The sequence below is a fragment of the Flavobacterium piscis genome (genome assembly GCF_031457575.1).
Classification (GTDB): Bacteria; Bacteroidota; Bacteroidia; order Flavobacteriales; family Flavobacteriaceae; genus Flavobacterium; species Flavobacterium piscis_A.
The window spans coordinates 1-21242 of record NZ_JAVDWQ010000002.1 but is presented as its reverse complement, the minus strand read 5'-3'; the positions used below and the strand labels follow the sequence as shown (position 1 = coordinate 21242).

13 protein-coding genes are annotated in these 21242 nt (G+C 33.1%); 2 read left to right on the top strand and 11 right to left on the bottom strand.

Annotated elements, in window-relative coordinates; genetic code table 11:
* The first annotated feature begins 153 nt into the window (after positions 1-153).
* A complete protein-coding gene (locus tag J2W48_RS03125; protein WP_310277950.1) occupies positions 154-1071 on the top strand; it encodes a glycoside hydrolase family 16 protein in 918 nt (305 codons plus the stop codon).
* Between the two features lie 318 nt (positions 1072-1389).
* On the opposite strand, the gene J2W48_RS03120 is transcribed toward J2W48_RS03125, so the two are convergent.
* From J2W48_RS03120 to J2W48_RS03070, 11 genes are all read right to left on the bottom strand, one after another.
* The gene (locus J2W48_RS03120) at positions 1390-2781 is read right to left on the bottom strand and encodes an endo-1,4-beta-xylanase (protein ID WP_310277947.1); all 1392 of its coding nucleotides are present in this window, start codon (positions 2779-2781) and stop codon (positions 1390-1392) included.
* Positions 2782-2920: 139 nt separating this feature from the next.
* Positions 2921-4021, bottom strand: coding sequence for a hypothetical protein (locus J2W48_RS03115; protein ID WP_310277944.1), 1101 nt, complete (start codon positions 4019-4021; stop codon positions 2921-2923).
* A gap of 8 nt (positions 4022-4029) precedes the next feature.
* The gene (locus J2W48_RS03110) at positions 4030-5553 is read right to left on the bottom strand and encodes a RagB/SusD family nutrient uptake outer membrane protein (protein ID WP_310277941.1); all 1524 of its coding nucleotides are present in this window, start codon (positions 5551-5553) and stop codon (positions 4030-4032) included.
* A gap of 59 nt (positions 5554-5612) precedes the next feature.
* A complete protein-coding gene (locus J2W48_RS03105) occupies positions 5613-8717 on the bottom strand; it encodes a SusC/RagA family TonB-linked outer membrane protein (RefSeq protein ID WP_310277938.1) in 3105 nt (1034 codons plus the stop codon).
* 638 nt (positions 8718-9355) lie between these two features.
* The gene (locus tag J2W48_RS03100) at positions 9356-13516 is read right to left on the bottom strand and encodes a hybrid sensor histidine kinase/response regulator transcription factor (RefSeq protein WP_310277935.1); all 4161 of its coding nucleotides are present in this window, start codon (positions 13514-13516) and stop codon (positions 9356-9358) included.
* Positions 13517-13760: 244 nt separating this feature from the next.
* Positions 13761-16043 carry a beta-glucosidase BglX gene (gene bglX, locus J2W48_RS03095; protein ID WP_310277932.1) on the bottom strand — a complete coding sequence of 761 codons (2283 nt, stop codon included), beginning with the start codon at positions 16041-16043 and terminating at the stop codon, positions 13761-13763.
* A 911-nt stretch (positions 16044-16954) separates the two neighbouring features.
* Positions 16955-17908: a HipA domain-containing protein gene (locus J2W48_RS03090; protein WP_310277930.1), complete on the bottom strand. Its 954-nt coding sequence runs from the start codon at positions 17906-17908 to the stop codon at positions 16955-16957.
* Complete coding sequence (locus tag J2W48_RS03085; RefSeq protein ID WP_310277927.1) at positions 17901-18233, bottom strand: HipA N-terminal domain-containing protein; 333 nt, start codon at positions 18231-18233, stop codon at positions 17901-17903. Before J2W48_RS03085 ends, J2W48_RS03090 begins: the two co-directional genes overlap by 8 nt.
* A gap of 2 nt (positions 18234-18235) precedes the next feature.
* On the bottom strand, positions 18236-18457 hold the full coding sequence (locus tag J2W48_RS03080; protein WP_310277924.1) for a type II toxin-antitoxin system Y4mF family antitoxin: 222 nt from the start codon (positions 18455-18457) through the stop codon (positions 18236-18238).
* 766 nt (positions 18458-19223) lie between these two features.
* Positions 19224-20150 (bottom strand): nucleotidyl transferase AbiEii/AbiGii toxin family protein, encoded by a 927-nt coding sequence (locus J2W48_RS03075; protein ID WP_310277921.1) that lies wholly within the window; start codon positions 20148-20150, stop codon positions 19224-19226.
* Entirely contained in the window at positions 20141-20917 is a 777-nt protein-coding gene (locus J2W48_RS03070; RefSeq protein ID WP_310277918.1) for a type IV toxin-antitoxin system AbiEi family antitoxin domain-containing protein, read from the bottom strand. The genes J2W48_RS03075 and J2W48_RS03070 overlap by 10 nt, the downstream gene beginning before the upstream one ends.
* A 213-nt stretch (positions 20918-21130) precedes the next feature.
* On the opposite strand from J2W48_RS03070, the gene J2W48_RS03065 reads away from it, so the two are divergent.
* Positions 21131-21242, top strand: a 112-nt coding sequence (locus J2W48_RS03065; RefSeq protein ID WP_310279135.1) for a transposase, incomplete at its 3' end; no start/stop codon positions are given.

Below are 21242 nucleotides of genomic sequence, written 5' to 3'. Positions count from 1 at the left end.
ACCATTTTACTTTAATTGAATGTTTTATTGTTGATAAACAGTATTTTATGTTTGCTTGTTTTCAAAAATAATCCTGACTTAGAGTAGGTTTTTTACTCGTAAAAACTGCTTCAATTAACACTTTACTATAAATTAACCACTAAAAAAGAAATTATGAAAAAATTTAGTTTGATCTCATTACTCCTAACATGTTCATTAGGATTTACCTACTGCTCGGATAATCCTGATGCTATAGCAGAAAATCAATTGAAAACTGAAGTTAAAAACAATACCGGTAAATATGCAGCAGCACCCTGGGTGAAACAATTTGAAGATACATTTAATGTAGGTTCTAATCTGTCACAATGGACAAAAGAACAGCGAGCAGATTATAATTCCTGGTACTGTGACTACCATAGTTCAGTTCCTACCACACAATGGAGAGATGGAAAACAATGTTTGGAAATTAAGACGACAAAATTGAGTACGTACAAATACCAATCTGGTTTCATTACTTCTAATTACCAATACAAACCGGAAAACAATACTGAATATATGCTTTCTGCTAATATTAAATTAATAGCGTTGGACGGTGGGGCATACAAGTCTTTTACCGACACTTACGGTGCCTGGCCAGCGTTTTGGTCCGTGCAGGGAAATGGATGGCCAACGAAAGGGGAGATCGATATCATGGAAGGTTACTCTTTTGCACCTAATTCCAGCCGTTTTACTTCCAATATTTTTTACGGAACTTCTGTTGGAAATAATTTATTAGGAAACTCAGCAGAAAGAAACTATCCGGCTAATTTTAATATAAACGGAAATAACGGATGGCATTTGTATGAATCTTTTTGGAAAATGAAAAACAATGTCGTAACGGTGACCATAAAGGTTGATAATATAACTGTTGCAACATATACTAATAGTAGCGCAGCCAATCTTAATTTTAATAATTTCGGGACGCACTCTGTTATTTTTAATGTGAACGTTGGCTCAAAAGATTCCAATTTTATAGATCCAAATAAAATAAAGTTATTTACCAGTGTAATGATGTGGGTAGATGATGTAACCGTTTACAAAAGACCAATTTAATATAATATAAGTTGAACTTTTAAATATAATATTCCGGTATAAAGTAATGAAGCAGCTTTATACCGGAATATTTTTTTATAACTGAGTTGGATTTTTTTATAGAATGTAGACGCTATTGAATGAGAAGCAATTTAATATCAACTTAGTACATAGTAATAGATTTTATACTTTCTAAAATGAAACAAAAAAAAGCCTGTGAAAACTATATTTCACAGGTTTTTTAATAACCCTAAGAGTTTTAATTCTCAAACCTTATTAATTATTGATCTTTCATAAATAATCCATTTATAAATGACTTAATCAAATATGGTTTGAAATTTAATCCAAACCTTCTAAGAATCCGGTATGCGAACTTTTTATGGCAAAATTTGCATCATACAGTAAAGGCCAGTCATTTCCAACGTGGTTCAGTTCTGTACTATATGGAATCCAGGATTCATCATCCTTCATTCCCCAAATCGTCAAAGCGTATTTATTAGCAGCCGGAAGAGCGCTATAAATCTTTACCATTTCCTTGTATTTCTCTTTCTGAGCTAATCTTCTTTCATTTGTAAAAGTAGAGATGTCATTAAATTGGTTTACCTGAATGTCTAACTCTGATACGTGAATTTTTAACCCTTTTGCCACTGCTCTGTTGATATCAGTTTCTATTTGGGCTTTGGTTGGGCTTAAATACGTATTATGCATTTGAAAGCCAACTCCATCAATTAGATTGCTGGCTTTTAAATCATCTACAATGCTAAAAACCCTATCTTGTTTTGGGATATTGGTGGATGTAGCATAATCATTATAAAACAATAATAAAGAGGTATCACCGGCTGCATTTGCTGCAGCTCTGGCCCACTGAAAACAATCTTTTATATAATTAGGTCCCATTCGCTGAAGAAAAATAGTATTTCTCATGTTCCCGCCATTATCATCTGCCGCTTCATTTACAACGTCCCAGGATTTTACTTTTCCCGCATAATGAGTAACAACGTCAGTAATGTATTCTTTTACTTCTAAAGCGAATTCGGCATCTGTACCTGAAAAATCTTTTAGCCATTGAGGAACTGCGTTATGCCATACCAAAGCATGACCATGAACATTGATGCCATTTGCATTTCCGTAAGCTACAATTTTATCAGCAGCTGTCCAGTTGTAAACTCCGCTTGCCGTAGAAATTGGATCCATTTTCATTTCGTATTCAGCAGAAATACTACTGAATTCATTTTTCAAAATTACATCATACTGGCTTCCACTGGTTAATTGTGAAGCTTTTACTGCCATACCAACAAAAAATGGGTTTGCCAATTTATTTGCTTTTACCTTTAAAAAAGTAGGGTCTTCGGGAATACCATTTGAACCTGTAGTTACAACACTGATTACATTAGAATAATCTGAAATTTGTGCCTCATTTTTGGCTCGGACTCTGTAATAATATTGGGTACCACCTGTTAAACCACTTACGACTTCGTTTAAATCGGTTACTTCTTTTGAATTGTAATTAGGTACAAATGTTTCAAAATTACCGCTGGTTGAAACGTCCAAAAGATAGCTTTTAGAGTGGGAAACGTAATTCCATTTCGCTCTAAAACCATTGTCATTTACATCTTTTGGGGCGTTTGCAATGGGTGTTTCTAAAGTAGTGTCAGCTTCATTTTCGTCTTTCGAACAGGAATTTAAAGAAAAGAAGAGGCTGGTGAGCACTAGTAAAAATTTAATTTTCATACTGTTATTTATTGTAGAATATCTTTTTGGGAATACTCTTATTATACTTTCTGTTTTATTATTTATGATATGATTTAGTTTTTAAAAAGAGGTTGTTTTTGATGACAACCTCCTTTTTATTAAATCATACAGTCATCAATTATTGGTAGCGAATTTTAATATTATCATATTTTATTATGCTGGGATTAGGAGTATCTGATTGAACTATCCCTACCTTAATTTCATTAACTTTAGAAGCATTCAGCGTAGTGGCAGGCTCTCCAAACCCATAATTATCTTTAAAATCAGCTAAATTTATGGTTTTTGTTGTCCAATTAACATCAGTTACTTTAAAATTATAGCCATAGTCTTTACCATCAATAGTGTTTAATTGTATAGCGAATTGAGCACCTACAACATTTGCACTTACATCAATATCTATAAAAGTTCTTGCAGCATCAGTATTAGAGGTACTTAGAAAACTGGTTCCTCCTCCGGCACTGCTGCCGTTATAACCATTAGCAGTTGAGCCAGTCCATGCAAGTGTTGCATAATTGCCTGTTGGTCCCCCTGTAGTGTTTGCGTTAAAACTATCGATATCGCCATATGCATTCCACTCCGTTCTGGAACCATTTCCATCAAAATCAGACACAAGAACTAATGTGGCAAAATTTATTGTTGTTTTAGCTGTACCTCCCGGTGTAGTGATGATTAACTCTGATCCGGAAACTGCATCTGCAGGCAAACTGATAATAATTGAAGAAGATGATTTTGGAGTATAACTCAGTGCTTTTCCTCCTAAAGTTGCCGAAGAAATATTATAAAACCACGTACCTTCAATTTCCAGCGGAAATCCCGGAGTTGCTACAGCCGGAATTGTTTTTGTAATGGTAGGAACAGGCTGTAAAATCTCGATATTTTTTGTTACTGAACCTGTTGGCGTTACAAATGTTATAGGCTGGACGCCAAATCTACTCCCTAGTTCTTCATCAAAAGGAACAGTAAAAATAAAGGCTTTATCTGAATTATGGTTTGGATTGAAACTGACATCAATTTTATCATCCAGTGTAATCTTTTTTAATCCCGTTAAACCTTCGCCTTCGACCCTGACCTTATTTAGTGGAAAGGCCTGATTCAGTAAATCTCCCGGTTCAGCAACCATTGCATCTATATTTGCAGTAGTCATGTCATCATTTTGGCAAGCTGTAAATGAAGCTAACGCCAAAAGAATAAGTATTCTATATTTAATTTTATTGATCATAGTATAAATTAATTAAAGTTAAACGGAACCGGAGCTTCCAATAATGATGGATTAGTATCAATAGCAGATTGTGGTAATGGCAATTCAAAATAATTGCTTCCGGGAGTTATTTTGATAGAAATCAATTCTGTTCTGGCATCATCCGAATAAAAACCAACTTCCTGATTTGAAATAATGGCTGTTGCCTCAGCCAGACCACGACGTTTTAAATCAAAGAAATATTGTCCTTCCAGTGCAAACTCAACTCTTCTTTCATTAAACAAATCATCTCTTGTCAGTATTGCTTTAGTAGGTAACCCTGCTCTTAATCTCACTTCATTGAAAGAACTTAAAGCAGCTGCAGAAGTTGTTGAACTCGCTCCGGCTAAAATTGCTTCGGAATTCATTAATAAAATGTCAGAATATCTTAAGATAATCGTGTTTTGCGAAGTTCTCATGAAAAATACATCGTTTCTTTCTGCTGCTGAACCTACAATGTATTTTCTGAAGTTGGCTGAGGTAGAGGAGTATATTTTTTTATAAGTGAAACCACCTTGATTTTTTAACAATTCAGGATAAAAATCGCCATCAGTCATAATCGTACTCTTTTTTCTGGTATCCATTGGCTCAAATCCATTTTGCAATGAAATAGAAGGAAGGTACACTCCCCATCCGTCACCGCCGCCGGTTATTCCAGTACCACCGGGAACAATGTAGGCTTGGTTTGTATTTTGTGTTCCCCATTCTGTTGCAATAGCTTTCCATTGCAATGCAAACATACTTTCTGCACTATTATTATTTTCCGGACTGCTGAATAAGTTTCCGTAATCCTCAATTAAAAAATATTGTTTTCCGATGATTTGCTGGGTCAAAGTGGCACATTCTGCATATTCGTTTAAAGTTAAATGTACTTTTGCCAAAATACCCATGGCTACCGTTTTATTAACATATCCTTTCTTGGCTGAGGTTTCAGGTAAATTTGCTATGGCATATTCTAAATCCAGTTTTATAAATTTATAAACATCTGAAATAATATTTCTTTTGGGTTGAGCAGCAGAACCTGCTTTACTGATAATTGGCACAGCTCCAAAAGTTCTTACCAGATAGAAATAAGCATTTGCCCTCATGAATCTTGATATGGCAATAGCATTTTTATACGATGCTTCAGGTAGTTCGCTCTTTCTTTCTTCGACTAAGCTCATCAGATTATTGGATTGGTCGATAACCGAAAATAACGAAACGTATCCTTCTGTCAGGATCGGATTTTGTGAGGTTACCTGAGCATCTTTAAATTGCGCATAAGCACCATCGAATGTAAAGGCGTTTCCGGCATACATATCGCCAACAGCGATCAGGAATTTATCGTTGAAAGTAAACCAGGGTTTGAAATACAAACTCTCGGCGATTCCGTCAAAAGCGGTAATTCCTTCCGGTAAATCTCCCGGTGTTAATTGATTCTCAGATGGTGCATCCAAAAACTCATCTGAACAGGATAATAAAGACAGCAATGGTATGAGCATTCCCATCATAAAAAGTTTAAAAAGTTTTTTCATAACTATTTTTTTATGTTAATGATTATGAGTCATTAAGTTAAATGTGTTTTTTATAAATCTTAGAATTCCAAATTCATCCCTACAGAAGTCGTTCTTGGCACAGGATAACGCCCTAAGTCAATACCGCTCAGTGTTATATTCTGATCTAAATTTCCTAAAGCAGGATCAAAACCGGTATATTTAGTAAACGTGTATAAATTTTGAACATTTACATATAATCTGATTTTAGAGAAAATAGATTTTTCAAATATTGTATTTGGCAAGTCGTAGCTCAAAGAGACATTTTGGATTCTTAAATAAGAACCGTCTTCCACAAATCTGCTTGAAATTCTTCCATTACCATTTGGATCATTAAGTGTAATCCTTGGTACATCTGTATTTTCGTTTACACCGGTTTCAAAAGCATTCAAAGCCTGGGTACTTACATTTGCAAACCGATCTCCAAATCCCGGATAAATTCCATCAGTGTAATGACGGGTAAAGTTGTAGATTTCGTTACCCTGACTTCCTGTTAAAACAACTGATAAACTAAGGTTTTTGTATTTAAAGTTATTGGTAAATGCATAAGTGAAATCAGGAATTGCACTTCCCAACGCTGTTTGATCTTTTGCATCAATTTTTCCATCATTATTGATGTCCTTAAAACGAATATCACCCACTCCGGTTCCGGTTTCCTGAATTGGCCCTGCTGCTAATTCAGCATCGTTTTTGAATAAACCATCGGTAACATACCCATAAAATTGTCCCACAGGTTCTCCTTCTGTAGTTCGGGTTACGTTATATAAATCGAATTGTACCTTTCCTAATAGCGATTTGCCTTCACCCTGAAAACTTGTAAGTTCATTATTGTATTTTGAAAAAATAATAGTACTGTCCCATGTAAAATTATCGGTAACAATATTTCTGGTATTCAATGTAAGCTCGATTCCTTTAGTTACAATTTCACCCGTATTCAGGTAATAATTAAGGGCACTTTGATTTGATTCGTCATTGATTTGCCTGGTAAGGAAATCGGAAGAATTTTTGACATAATAATCAAAATCTAATTTTACTCTGTTATTAATCATAGCCACTTCAAAACCAGCATTGAAAGACTTAAGCGACTCCCACTTAATATCCGGATTACCTAAATTATCAATTGTTGGGGAAACGCCTCCAAATGGAGATGAAAGTAACGATAGAATAGTCTGATATCTGTTTGCGGGAATATTTTGATTACCTACCGATCCGTAACCCGCTCTGAATTTCAAATAATTAATGTTGTCTGCTAAAGGCTCAAAGAATTTTTCGCTGCTAACTGTCCATCCTCCTGAAAAGGAAGGAAAGTAACCCCACTTGTTATTCGGACCAAAGTTTGACGAGGCATCTGCTCTTAAAGAAGCTGAGAAAGAATATCTGTCGGAAAAACTATAATTCAATCTCGAAATATAAGAGGCCATAGACCATCTTCCGGAACCATTTCCGTTAATGGCTGTATCAATATCACCAATATTTAAATTAGTGAAATCCTTATTTAAAAATTCACCCGTTCTGTATCCGCTTAAATACTCGTATTGACTTTCCTGCGCTTCCTGACCCAATAAGAAAGTAAAATTGTGGTTTTCGCTTATTGTTTTATTGTACGTCAAATAATTTTTAATGTTCCAATAATAGCTTTGATCCTGTTGCTTGAATGATTTGTTCAGAAGCTCCGATACATTTCCTAAAGTATATTTTGGGGCAAAAGCACCACTTTTTGAAAAATTTAAATCGTAACCTAATTCTGTTCTAAAAACCAATCCTTTGATAAGAGTAAAGTCAGCAAATAAATTACCATTAATTTTAAACCTTTCCGTAGTTGAATTATTGTATTCCGCCAAAGCAATAGGATTCGTTGCCTCATTTGCCGAAGAACCTAAACCACCTGTTGGGCCTGCATAAGAACCATCTGCGTATCTGACAGGTAGTTCAGGCGATTGTCTTAACGTGTTCATAACCAAACCACCTCTGTCATCATTTCTTACGACTTGCTGAGACGATTTGCTTACCGATAAATTGTTGCCAATTTTCAGCCAGGATTTTACATTAGAATCTACATTTAACCGCATAGATAATCTGTTAAAATCTGAGTTTAAAACAATTCCTTCCTGATCAAAATAATTTAAAGAGGTATAGTAGCGTGTTCCTTCTTTTTCGCCGGAAAAGGACAACTGATGGTTGTACATTATAGCAGATCTGAAAAGTTCATCCTGCCAGTTCGTTCCATTTCCTAGTAAATCAGGTTTTTGATATTGATAAGGAACAGGCTCACCATTTAATTTGAAAATCTTTGCCTGATATCTGGCATACTGAGGCAAGTTTAAAACATCAACAGAAGTTGTTACTTCCTGAGTAGCCAAATACGTTTCATACGTAAATTTTGATTTTCCTTTTTTTCCTTTTTTGGTGGTAATCAAAACCACACCATTTGCACCATTTGCACCATATATTGCAGTTGCCGATGCATCTTTTAAAATGTCAATAGTTTCGATATCCGAAATATTCAAACCGGACAGAGCAGAATTTTTAGTTTGTCCGTTCCCTCCGCCTAAAGCGCTGAAAGAAAATGTATCATTGTTTTTGTCAGCAAAAACAGGCGTTCCGTCAATAACATATAATGGCTCATTACCATTAATAGAAGTAATTCCTCTAATTTGAACAGAGATTCCTCCTCCGGGCGTACCTGAATTTTGAGTAACATTTACACCAGCTGCCTTACCTACAAGAGCCTGATCGATGGAGGTAAAGGGTTTGTCCTGAATTTCAGACGCTTTAATAGAAGAAACAGCTCCGTTTATATCTTTTCTTTTTGAAGTTCCATAACCTACAACCACTACTTCATTTAATTTTTCAAGGTCACTGACCATTACCACCTGCATCACCGATTTGGTGTCTGCCGGCAATGTTAGATTCTTATATCCAACATAGCTAAAAAGCAATATAGCTTTTGGTTCTACATTGTTTAAAACAAAACCGCCATCAAAATCGGTGGTAGTTGCGTTTTTTGTTCCTTGTACTATTACACTAACACCGGGGAAATTGGCTCCCTCTGATGTTACTTTTCCTTTAACAGTCTGAGCGAAGAAAAAATTTCCCCACATAAATACTATTAAAAACAATAGCTTTTTTAATGTTCTTTTCTGCATAAAATTTAGTTTAGTTTGTTTGATAATTAGTTAATCTTAGTTTAGAAAATATCTAATTATGTTGCTTTTTATCAAGTTGATTATTGGAGTGGATGACAAAAACTATTTCTTAAATATTTCTTAACGAATGTAAAATCTAGTTGACTGCAAGTGTAGAACGGATGAAGCAAATCGTGCACCATTTGTTGCAAAAAGGGCTCCTGAACCCCCTGAATTCATTAAAAACATCACTAAGCAAATAAAAACTATCACTGAAGCATTGCTAAAAAAACAAACTAAAAATATTTTTAAAAAAATTTAATTGTAATAATTTTATTGAAAATGTAAATTTATTGGTCTCAGAAGTAGTTTAAAACTATGCACTTTAGTGCATTTAGCTTTAGCTTCTAAAAATATTTTAACCACAAATTACACAAATTAGCGCTAATTAATTTGTGAAAATTTGTGTAATTTGTGGCTAATAAATAAGTACTGCAACCTTGCAGACTTTCAGTCTGCCAACCAAACCTCTGCACTTTCAGTGCAGAGTGGTTTAGTTCAACACAAGAGAAATAATAATCTTTAAAGAAATAGTCTGGCATAAAAAAAGCTTCAATTTTAAATCGAAGCTTTTTTTATGTTTAACGGATAGTTTTATCCTATTCTTTTGTTGCTATTTCTTGTTTAGGCAGATGTCCATATTTAATTTTATAGCATTTAGCAAAATAGGAGGGGGAAGTAAAACCTACCTTATAACTTATTTCATTAATATTAACATTATTATTGCCTTGTTCCAGCAATTGTTTTGCTTTTTCTAATCGTACATTTCTAATAAATTCATTTACTGAAACACCTGTTAATGTTTTTATTTTTCGATACAATTGACTCCTGCTCAGGAAGATTTTGGATGATAATAGTTCTACAGTCAATTCAGGCTCACTAATGTTTTCATTAATAAAGCGCAGGATTTTTTGAATGAAATCATTATCCAGCGAAGTGGTCTTTTCTTTCCCTTGTTTTGTGATTCCGCTATAAAATTTCTTAAACATGATCTGCCTGCTTGTAATCAGTTGTGCCAGACTGGATTTTAAAATATCTAATTCAAATGGTTTACTCAAATACATATCTGCTCCAGAATCTATGCCTTCTAATCTGTCTTTTACCATTGCTTTAGCAGACAGCATTAATAAAGGAATGTGACTTGTTTTTAAATCTCCTTTAATGTTTTTGCACATTTGCAACCCATCCATTACCGGCATGATGACATCTGTAATTATTATATCCGGTAATTTTTGAACAGCAAGTTCGTACCCTTTTTTACCATTTTCTGCTACAATGACTTTGTATGTTTTACTCAGTTCCTGTTTTAAATAATTTCTTAATTCAGGATTATCTTCAACAATCAAAACTGTATATGGTTTTGAGGTTTTTATAGAATCTTCAATTGTTTCATCAGTAAATTCATCTTCTTCAGATTGAATATTAGCAGATTCAAACGGGAATTTGTTTTTATTTTTTTCTATTTTAAAAACATCATCAATTACTTCACTTTTTTTATAAAAAGATTTGCCTAAAGGAAATGTCACTATAAATTTTGTGCCTTCTCCTACCTGACTTTCAACATCAATTTTTCCTTTATGCAGCTCAATAAATTCTTTTACAACCTCCAGGCCAATTCCTGTACTGCCGTAGTAATCTTTATTTATATTATTGACTTGGTAGAACCTGTCAAAAATCCTGTTTAAATCTTTTTTGCGAATTCCTGAACCAGTATCTGTAATTGTTATTGAAAATGAAGGAACTTTATTTCCATTGATTAGCAATGAATGATCTGTATCAGAATTATCTATAGAAATAGTAATAAAACCATCATCAGGAGTGAATTTAAATGCATTTGAAATAATATTAAACAGGATCTTTTCCAGCATTTTAGGATCCAGCCAATCTTCCAATTCTTCAAGGGATGACTCAAAATTGATAGTGATATTGCGGGCAGCGGCTTCTTCATCAAAATAGCTAATGATTCCTTGTGTAAATGCTACCACTTCAATTTTACTGGCCTGGAGAAAAATTTTATTAAATTCTAATTTATTAAAATCCATAAGTTCATTGATTAGCCTCGAAAGCCGATCGGAACTTTTGTGTACGATTTTTAATTTATTATGTATTTCCCGGGATACATTTTTACTTCTTAAAATGTCCTCCAAAGGATTAATAATCAGTGTTAATGGCGTTCTGAATTCATGCGAAATATTCGTGAAAAACTGCAATTTCTTATTGTTTAATTTCTCTAATTGAATTGTTTTTTCTTTCTCCAAAATAATTGCCTGTCTGGCCTTGAAACGATTTTGATAAAGCTTGTTAAAATATAGAATCAGGAAAACTAAAACAGAGGTGTAAATTAAGTAGGCCCAAAAGGTTTTCCACCATGGAGGCAGGATTTTTAGTTTTAGTTCTAATATAGTATCGCTCCAGGAACCGTCTGCATTTGCCGATTTTACTTTGAAAACATAATTGCCAGCCGCTAGATTTGTGTAGGTAGCCGCTCTGTTATTTTCTACATAATTCCAGTCCTTTTCAAAACCTTCCAGGTAATAGGCATATTGATTTTTTTTGGAATAATTATAGTTAATTCCAACGTATTCAATTGTAAAAACAGATTGTGTATAGTCGAGGATAATTTCTTTGGTTTGAGAAATAACTTTGGTTAATGGTGAACCCTCTTCATTTGGTTTTACGGATCGATTGAATAATTTGAAATCACTGAAATACAGCCTTGGGGCTTTTTCTGTTTTTTTGATTTCGGCAGGATTAAAATAATTTACTCCCTCATAACTTCCAAAATACAAGTTTCCGTTTCCATCTTTAAAGACAGCATTATTGTTAAAATCGTTATCGATAAGGCCATCGTCTTTATTAAAATTGGTGCTTTTTTTATTTTTGAAATCGAGTTTTGTTAATCCGGATCCGCCACTTATCCACAAAGAGCCATTGTTGTCAGAAATTATGGCACGAACAGATTTCTCTTTAAAACCGGGAAAAGCGTCATAATCTGAAAATGACTTATTTTTTTTATTGTAACTAAATAATCCTTCACCATCTGTTCCTACCCATATCGTTTTATCATTGGACTCATAAATGGATAATATGGTCTGGATACTATTATGTTTCGTTATGTCCCTGAACATTTCATCCCTCATTTTTCTCACTTTAAAATTAGGGACGTCTTTTAAACTTACCTGATACAATCCTAAAATTGTTCCAACCCACAAAACATCATCAGAGTCGACAAAAACTTTGCGAATAAAAGCCTTGTCCAAGTCGTTTTCTGCAAATGGTTTAGAGTCACAATGCACAAATATGTTGTTCTTATTGTCAAAATAATGCAATCCTTTTATAAAAGTTCCAATCCAGATTCGGCCTTTTGAATCTTCAGAAAAACTAAAAACCCGATTCGATTTTAATCCTGCTGTATTCGCTGTATTGTAGTTGATAAATTTGCTGGTTCCGTTTTTCAAAAAATAGATGCCACGATCCCAGCTTCCTATCCAGATATTTTGTTTGCTGTCTATAAATATGGTCTGAATATCAACAGCATCTAAACCGGAATAGTAATTTTGATTGTTTTTGTTAACGTGAATGTAACTTTTATCAGTAAGATTATAAATATCAAGTCCTCCGCCTTCATTGCTTATCAACAAATTGCCTTTTTTATCTTTTACAACTGAAGTAACATAACTGGTCTGTAAAGAATTATCATTGTTTACGAGAGATTCAAGTGAATTAAATTTGTTATTAGGTTTATCAAATACGCCAAGCCCTTTATTGAAATAACCTAACCAAAGCCGTTTTTCTTTATCCTCATACAAAGACCAAACAGAGTTCGATTTTAAACTGAAATTGTTGTACTTACTGTGTAAATATTTTTGCAGTACCTGTCCTTTATAATTTACAACAAATAATCCGTCATTTTCGGTTCCGCAAACTATATAACCAAGACTGCTTTCTACAATAGACAGGATTTTATTTTTGGTAATAAAATAGTTTTCAAATTGGTAATTATCTGTTTCAGGTTTAATTTTTATGAGGCCATTTTCAGTCGTTCCCAGCCATAAATACCCAAATTTATCTATAACAAGATTTTCTATGTCATCTAATAAAGGTTCTCTTTTAAATTTGTCTTTATAAACCTGCTTAATTTTTCCATTTAAATCTATTTCTAAAAGGCCATAGTTAGTTCCTAAATAAATTATTCCCTGCTTATTTTTTGCCGAACATTTTATTAGCAAATTTGGCCGTTTTAATATCTCTGACTGAGCCAGAGAAACTTTTAAAGTCTTTATATTCAGGTTGAATATCCCAAAACCATAAGCACCTAATATTAAATTACCGTTATTATCCTGAATAATTGTTTTTATAGTTATTGGCTGGGTATACCCTTTTACAATTGCATCCTGAATATTGATTTTGGTAAAATTATCCAAATCTCTATTGTACAGACACAAACCTTCATCCGTACCAACCCATAAATTATTATTAGAATCAATAAAAGTGGTATAAATAAAGTTGCTGTTTATGGAACTTAGTTTTTGATTATGTTTATTATATCCAAAATAGTTAACCCCATCATATCTATATATACCTGCACCGTTTGTACCAATCCAAATGAAACCATTATTATCCTGAATGATAGAAGAAATAGCTCTTTTTGAAGTAGTTTCCTGAATGCTTCTAAATTGATAGTTATCAAATTTACCTTGAGAAAACAGATAATTTATAAACATAAAATAGCATACAAGAATATATTTAATACTTTTCATTTAGACTTTAAATTATTGTTTTTCAACTTGAGATGAAATGAGTTTGCAAATTGATTTTTTAAGCATTTAAAAACAATATTAATAAAACTAAACAGAACACATAAATTTTCTTCACAAATTTTAGCATATTGCCAAAAACCTGAGTTCGATTAATAACTTTAGAAAGATTAATCGTACTCAGGCTATAAGATTGTAAAAAAAGAAAAATCTATTTTTACGGATTTTTTTTAAAATTCTTCAGCATTTATTTTACTTCAAACTTGCCGGAAAGTCCTTCATTAGAATTCCAGCCCACCATAACATTAAATAGTCCTGGTTCAACTAAAAATTTGCCTTCGTTATCATAAAAACCAAGTTCCTTATCTGTTAATGTAAATTGAACTGTTTTAGTTTCTCCTTTCTTTAATGCTATAAGTTCAAAACCTTTCAATTCTTTTACTGGTCTCACAATACTGGCGACAGGATCATTTAGATACAATTGAACGACTTCTTTTCCGTCAAAATCACCTGTGTTGGTAACGTCAACAGAGATTTCAATTTTTTCTCCTTTTTGAAACGAAGTTTTTGCCATTTTTAGATTTTTATATGCAAAAGAAGTATAACTTAATCCATATCCAAAAGGGTATAAAGGTGTTTTTTCGACATCAGAATAATGGGACCAAAAAACATTTTGATCTTTATCAGTCGGTCTTCCTGTATTGTACAAATTATAATAAATAGGGCATTGGCCTACATTTCTTGGGAAAGACATTGGTAATTTTCCACTCGGATTATAATCACCATATAAAACCTGCGCAATTGCATTTCCGGATTGTGTTCCTAACTGCCAGGCTTCCAGAATCGCGGGAATATTCTCTGCGGCCCACGGTAATGCCAATGGACGCCCATTGTTTAAAACCAAAACTACATTAGGATTTACCTTGTAAACTTCTTCTAATAATTGCTGTTGATTACCTGGTAAATTTAAGTCTGTTCTGCTGCGTCCTTCACCGCTTTGAAAACCAATTTCACCTAAAACCATTACGACAACATCAGCTTCTTTTGCTGCTTTTTTTGCTGCTTCAAATCCGGAAAAATCCGTTGTATTAATTTTTACTTCGTCTAAAAATGTTTGTTTATTTACAGCTACATCCGTTCCTTTTTCATAAACTAATGAGTTGTTTTTATATTGCTGCATTCCTTCAAGAACTGAAATCGCTGTGTTGTCATCAGCCGCAATTCTCCAGCTTCCCAAAGGACTGTTTTTATCATTTGCCAAAGCACCAATTAAGGCGATTTTAGCTCCGCTTTTTTTCAAAGGCAGCAGGTTTTTGTCATTTTTCAATAAAACGATTGACTTTTTGGCCATGTCCAGAACACCATCATTATTTGCTTTACTGCCAATATTTGATTTTTCACGGGCTTCATCACAATATTTATAAGGATTATCGAATAGGCCTAATTCAAATTTCACTCTAAGAATTCTGCGAACAGCATCATCAATAACACTCTCTTTTACCAATCCTTTTTTTACTAATTGCACCAATTCTGCCACGTAAATATTTGATTCCATATCCATGTCAGAACCTGCTATGGCGGCTTTTTTAGCCGCATCGGCACCATTAGCTGCGTAACCGTGTGTAATCATTTCGGCTATAGAAGCCCAGTCAGAAACAACAAAACCCTTAAACCCCCAGGCTCCTTTTAGAATATCTCTCTGCAAAAAGCTATTTCCGGTTGCAGGAATCCCATTTAAAGTATTGAATGAATTCATAAAAGTTCGAATTCCTGCATCGACTGTTGCTTTAAAAGGGGGTAGTACACTATTGTATAACTTAGAATTACTCATGTCTACACTGTTATAATCGCGACCTGCTTCTACAAACCCATAACCTGCAAAATGTTTGGCGCAAGCTATTATAGAGGTATTAGCGCTTAAACTTTCTCCTTGAAAACCGATCACTCTTGCTGCGCCAATTTTACTGCCCAGATAAGGATCTTCACCGGCACCTTCCATCACTCTTCCCCATCGTGCATCATTTGATATATCTACATTAGGTGCAAAAGTCCAGTTCAATCCGGAAGCAGAAGCTTCAACAGCAGCCACCCGGGCCGAATTTTTAATTGCTTCTAAATCCCAACTTGCGGCTTCTGCCAGGGGAATAGGGCTGAGGGTTTTGTAGCCATGTATGACGTCAAAACCAAAAATAAGCGGAATGCCAAGACGGGTTTCCTCAACAGCAATTTTTTGTACTGTCCGAACCTCTTTAACACCTCTTACGCTCAGCATAGAACCTACCCAGCCTTTCTTTATATTATTATATTTTTCTTCATTAGAACCTGATTCTGGTTTTGGCCCGGTAACATCCCATGAGCCATTGTATTGATTCATTTGACCCACTTTCTCTTCTAAAGTCATTTCTTTCATCAGAAGTGAAATTCGGTCTTCAATTGGTTTATTGATATCCAGATGTTTTTTTGTTTGTGCATATCCGTTTCCAAAAATAATTAGGAGTAAAAATGCATATTTGTTAATTTGTTTTTTCATTATTGTGTTATTAGTTATTAGAGAGGTTTTTTTAAAATCCTTTATATAAGTATATGTTTTTTTAGTATGATTTATTTTGAATACTATACATTTATATGCACATGAAATTAGTAGAATTTTAAGATTGTAAATGTAGTTTTACAGTATTGACGATAGTAGAAAATTTGAAGCATCCTGTAAAACAAATGATGTATTTATATATTCTTATGCAAATAAACAAAGAGATTGCTATTAAATGTTTTAGTTAGTCATATCAATGGAAAACTGATTTTTGAAATTTACTTTTTTTAGTTAAGTAAATAAGAAGGGTGGATATGCAACAAAAAGCAGAGAAAAAATTAAGGAAGATTTTCTAAATCAATTTCGGTTTTTTCTGTAATTTCTCAAATATTGAATTTTCACTATAAAAATCTGGCAATGAAAAAAGCCTGATGGAAATTTGAACTTCTGCGCGGAGTTTACAATCGAAACTAAACCTAATAACAATACAGTATATTAAGTGTTTATGATTTAATCTGTAACTATTTACGATAAAAATAACGATAACAACTTTAAACTTTTTTTATTTTATTCAGTTTTTTTTGTGAGGCCCAGTATCATCCCGAAGCCTAATTATAGATCAATGGCGGCGAGCACTTAGAATATTCGCAAAAAAATTGCCACCTATATTTTATATGTATATCTTGCTTCGTAGTCAGGGTTATGAAAACTGTTTTAATAGTTTGTGAATTTTGTATGTTGTTGATAGTTAGTTATTTATGCCTTTGTGGAAATTTGGTTTTATATTGTTTTTTGGGTTTTCCTCACTCGAGTTCCTCACTTGAGATTAGGATTGATTTTATGTTTAATAGTGTTTGTTTTTTATTGGTCTAAGATATAGTTTAAAACTATGTACTTTAGTTTCTAAAATTTTATGCATTTAAGATTTTGTATCTGTCTTCCAAAAGAGTTTTATATTTTTCTTTGTACTGGTCAGACAAAAACGAACTCTCTATCCATTCTAAAGCAATGGTTTTATTTTTTAGGAAACGTTTTTTAATTCCTCTAATTTGTTTTTCATTTAGGTCTAACAGTTTTCCTAATTGTTCAAAATTTTCCCATGTGATCCTTTTCTTTTTTCCTTCCAGAGTTAAAGCTAATTCTTCAGTATCATCCGGATTGATTATAGCTACGTTTAGCAGATCATATGCTGGTGATAATATCCATTGATTTGCTTTATTGATCATCGAAAAGTTTTTTAAATGCATATCGTTGTTGCCTGTAAGAAAGCTAAAAATAGCTAATTCCAGAAAGTACACTTTATCCAATAAAGTATTATCTGAATATTCATTTAGAGCTTTACCTATTTTTTCCATTGAACTTTTGTATTTATCAAAAGCCTCAGTAATCTGAAACATATCAAGCATATGAATTTTTTCGCCAGTATCGGTTCGATCTATGCGTTTGGTAATATAGGAAAGCTCTCCAGATTGTAATCTAATCAAACTTGACTTTACAACATTGATATCAAAAGCTTCTGCAATACGCATTGTTAGATGTTCGTTTTCAGGCATTTCTTGAAAATGGTCGGAGGGTGGTTTGAAAATATAATTTCCACCTAATGTACCCACTACAGTAAGACGTCCTTTATTTCCTTCTTGAATGGTATCATTTACTAATGATAAGGAAAGTTTAGGCTGCACTCCTGGTACGGCCACACTTCTTTCTACTACATTTTTCGCCAATTCTGCCATCTGTGTGAGAGAATGTTCGAATAAAGGCTGCTGTTTGGTTCCAAAAAAATCAAGACTACAATACTCGTGAAAATCGCCACTAATACCTTCATCCAATGCCTTGTAGCAATACAAACATTTTTTATTATTCATTTTCTTGTGGTATTGGTTGAACGCTTACTGCTCCTATACAGCTTTGACAGCAAGCCGAAAGAAGTCCCATACGATCATTTTGATTGATTTTCCAATTTTTTGAAGCAATGTCTAATAGCCATCCTTCAGGAATCAATCCTTCAAAAAATGGAAATAGACGTTTTTCAGTATAGGGTTTTGTTCTTACTGGAATAGTAAACGAGAGAAACTGTTTAGGATGTTCTTGAACATATTTTTCTTCGTATTGAAAAATATATTCACCTTCGTCAGTTTCTGTAAGTATTCCTGCTAAGAGATCTTTATAGTATATCGCAGCTTTTCTCATCGTTATTGTTTGCTGCTTTTAGATAATTCTCTGGCATTTGTAGGGGCTAAGGTGTGCCCAAACATTTTAAGTACTTGGTTTACCTTTTCTAGATTAAGGTTTTCTTTGCCTTGCTCAATTTTTCGGATTACTGTAAGCGCTACTCCTGCACGTTCAGCAAATGCTTCTTGAGTCAGGTTAGCTTCTTTTCTTTTCTGCTTTACAAAATCTGCTAATGCTATCATAATTATATGTTTTAACAACGAATTTATATAAAAATAATAAATTATATGTAAAAACGTATAATTTTAACAAAAATTATTTTTCTATATGTTAAAGCGTATAATTTTGTAAATATATTTTTGTTCTAATGCAATTATTAATTTGTGCAGTATTTAGCTTTTTTATTAGCCATCGGCTGATAGAAAGTGCATAACTAAAAAAAACACAATATTTGAATCTCAAATCAATTTAATCTTAGGTGTATATTTTTTTGGACTAACTTTATTACGTTAAAACGTATTGTGGTGTTAACTTTTTTACCGATTGCTTTTTATTTTGGGAATAAGGATGATGTCACTGAACCTGAGGTCTTGTTTTATGTCTGTCACGTTGCTAGCTTTAAATTAGTATTTTAAATGAAAAACCCTTAAACATTTGATGTTTAAGGGTTTGTGAGTAGCGAGGACGGGAGTTGAACCCGTGACCTCAGGGTTATGAAAATTGAAATTTGAAGCACTTAATTTTGTATCAAATTGATTTACAGTTAATTTTGTTTTTATTAAAAATAGGTTTTGTGGTGTTCTTTGACTTTCCTCACTTGTTTTCCTCACTTGAGCATTTAGAGCAATTCCTATTATTTTTGACCTTTGTGGTAAATGGTTTTATTAACATGACATTTATAACGTGTTAACTTTTTTGAATTTTTCTAACATGAGAATTTAATGTGTTGAGTTTTTTACATGACATTAACATGAGTTGAAAAATGAAAAATTATTTTAACTTATACTGTTATGGGTATAAGACATTTTTTAATTTACCATAAACTTCTTTATGTTTTTGTTCTGGCATCCTCTTTAAATTTATCATTTTCCAAAGTACTGAAGGAAGATTCGCAACTATCTCAATATTTTCCATTTCTAGTAAATTCCAATCTGGGGTTTTATTTTTAAATGATAAAAGAAATTGCCTTTCATTATCTGTCATTTGAGAATTGATTTGATGAATTAGATGTTCTCTTACTTCTTCTAATTGTTCCAAGGGAACATCTACTTCAGCCATTTGTTTAAACTCTGTTTCATAAATTTCACTGATGTTTTTACGATGTGGATTTAATAATTCTGACATAGGTCTTTGATGACTTATCAAAAATATTAAGAAAGTTTTCCTTAAATCATCCGTTAATCCTTCATTTTCCAGAAGAAATTTCACATCAAATAAATCTCTGGGATGTTGTCTGTCTAAAGCGGCGCATAATTTACCGGCATATAAATCGGGATGCGATGCTACCTGCATTTCTACATATCCAAATTCTGTTTCCACTTCTTCCACTATTTCCATTCTTACTTCCGGAAAAACAGTTCCTCTTATTACTGGAGACAGTTCTACTTTAATGCGTATTTCGTCTTGACTCACAATTAGTCTTAAAGCATCGCTTTGGTCATGCGCATCTTGTACTCTGCTTCCGGGTATTTTTTCCTGTATAAGTTTGCTGATTCTAGATAATGCGGCCCTAATATTAATTAATGCTGTGTCGCGATCGTCCATTGGAATGTATAATAAATCAATGTCAACTGAAAGGCGAGGAAGTGCTCTGTAAAATAAATTGATTGCGGTTCCTCCTTTTAAAGCGAAACATTTTTCTGTGTCTACTAATGGCAAAACACGAATTAAAAGCTGTACTTGTTTACGATAAATCTCTTTTGCATCTAAAGCCATTCTGGAACTGTTATTTTATATTTAGTATTTAATTTCCCACCCTTTATTATCATACGATTACCTGATCCTAATGTTATTGTTTCTCTATTTAATTTGTCTAACCAAACATAATTTTGACGTTCTGCAAACCAAAAAAAAAGTCGCTTTACTTTTATGTTTTTACAATTTTCTAGTACTTTTTGAAGATTTCTGGGAGACAACGTAGTTAATCCCTGCATTAATTGATCAGCATGTTCAAAAGTTGTTTTTTGCGGAACTTCTAATAACACTTCAAGATAGGCTCTTTCTGGTGAGGATATAATTAGTTTTTTATTATCATTATCCCAATCTCTTTTTAATGTAAAGGGATGCATTTCTTGATCTTGTTTTGGAAATAAATTATTACTAGTGTGTCTCACAAGTTTCACATGCAAATCTAAATTTTTAACCCATTCAGGAATTAAATCATTACCAAATAAATAAACTATTTTATTTTCTGAAAGAGACAGGTAATGAGATAATCCTTGTATTTCAAGCGCACTTAGACCGCCAACAACCAAATCTGTTTTTAATATTGATTGTAACGAAAAGACTAGCGACTGCCATGATATTTTAGAGGCATTTCGAACATACACACCTTTGCTTATGGATTCCAGCTGATTGCTTTTGACCAAATTGTCTATTGCGTGGCGAGTGAAATTATTTTCCATAAGCCACCTATGAGTAGTTATTAAACCCTCTGGCATTATTTCATACAACTCTTTACGTCGTGTTACATTTGTTGCCATAATTTAAAAATTACTTTTATTACGGCGTTAATCGCCGTTAAGTAAAGGTAGTATAAATTTGTTTATTTACAAAAAGCTATTTTGACGGCAATAATCGCCGTTATTTTTGTATTTTTTAAACAATTTTGCTGAATGGCAGAATCGTTATTAAATAAAAAAGTTTTGAGTTAGTCATTTAGTTTCTGTATATTTATATCTTTAAAATGAGTCATTATGGAAGTATTTGAAGATCAAAGTATACTAAACTTTATAAAAGAATTGCCCGATGATGAAGCTTGCAAAGCTTATTTAGCACAAATAAAATGGAAAGATGGCTTTGTTTGTA

Excerpts from the sequence above, each read along its gene's own strand:
- J2W48_RS03125 (WP_310277950.1), top strand. The coding sequence starts at position 154 with ATGAAAAAATTTAGTTTGATCTCATTACTCCTAACATGTTCATTAGGA.
- J2W48_RS03120 (WP_310277947.1), bottom strand. The coding sequence starts at position 2,781 with ATGAAAATTAAATTTTTACTAGTGCTCACCAGCCTCTTCTTTTCTTTA.
- J2W48_RS03115 (WP_310277944.1), bottom strand. The coding sequence starts at position 4,021 with ATGATCAATAAAATTAAATATAGAATACTTATTCTTTTGGCGTTAGCT.
- J2W48_RS03110 (WP_310277941.1), bottom strand. The coding sequence starts at position 5,553 with ATGAAAAAACTTTTTAAACTTTTTATGATGGGAATGCTCATACCATTG.
- J2W48_RS03105 (WP_310277938.1), bottom strand. The coding sequence starts at position 8,717 with ATGCAGAAAAGAACATTAAAAAAGCTATTGTTTTTAATAGTATTTATG.
- J2W48_RS03100 (WP_310277935.1), bottom strand. The coding sequence starts at position 13,516 with ATGAAAAGTATTAAATATATTCTTGTATGCTATTTTATGTTTATAAAT.
- bglX (WP_310277932.1), bottom strand. The coding sequence starts at position 16,043 with ATGAAAAAACAAATTAACAAATATGCATTTTTACTCCTAATTATTTTT.
- J2W48_RS03090 (WP_310277930.1), bottom strand. The coding sequence starts at position 17,908 with ATGAATAATAAAAAATGTTTGTATTGCTACAAGGCATTGGATGAAGGT.
- J2W48_RS03085 (WP_310277927.1), bottom strand. The coding sequence starts at position 18,233 with ATGAGAAAAGCTGCGATATACTATAAAGATCTCTTAGCAGGAATACTT.
- J2W48_RS03080 (WP_310277924.1), bottom strand. The coding sequence starts at position 18,457 with ATGATAGCATTAGCAGATTTTGTAAAGCAGAAAAGAAAAGAAGCTAAC.
- J2W48_RS03075 (WP_310277921.1), bottom strand. The coding sequence starts at position 20,150 with ATGGCTTTAGATGCAAAAGAGATTTATCGTAAACAAGTACAGCTTTTA.
- J2W48_RS03070 (WP_310277918.1), bottom strand. The coding sequence starts at position 20,917 with ATGGCAACAAATGTAACACGACGTAAAGAGTTGTATGAAATAATGCCA.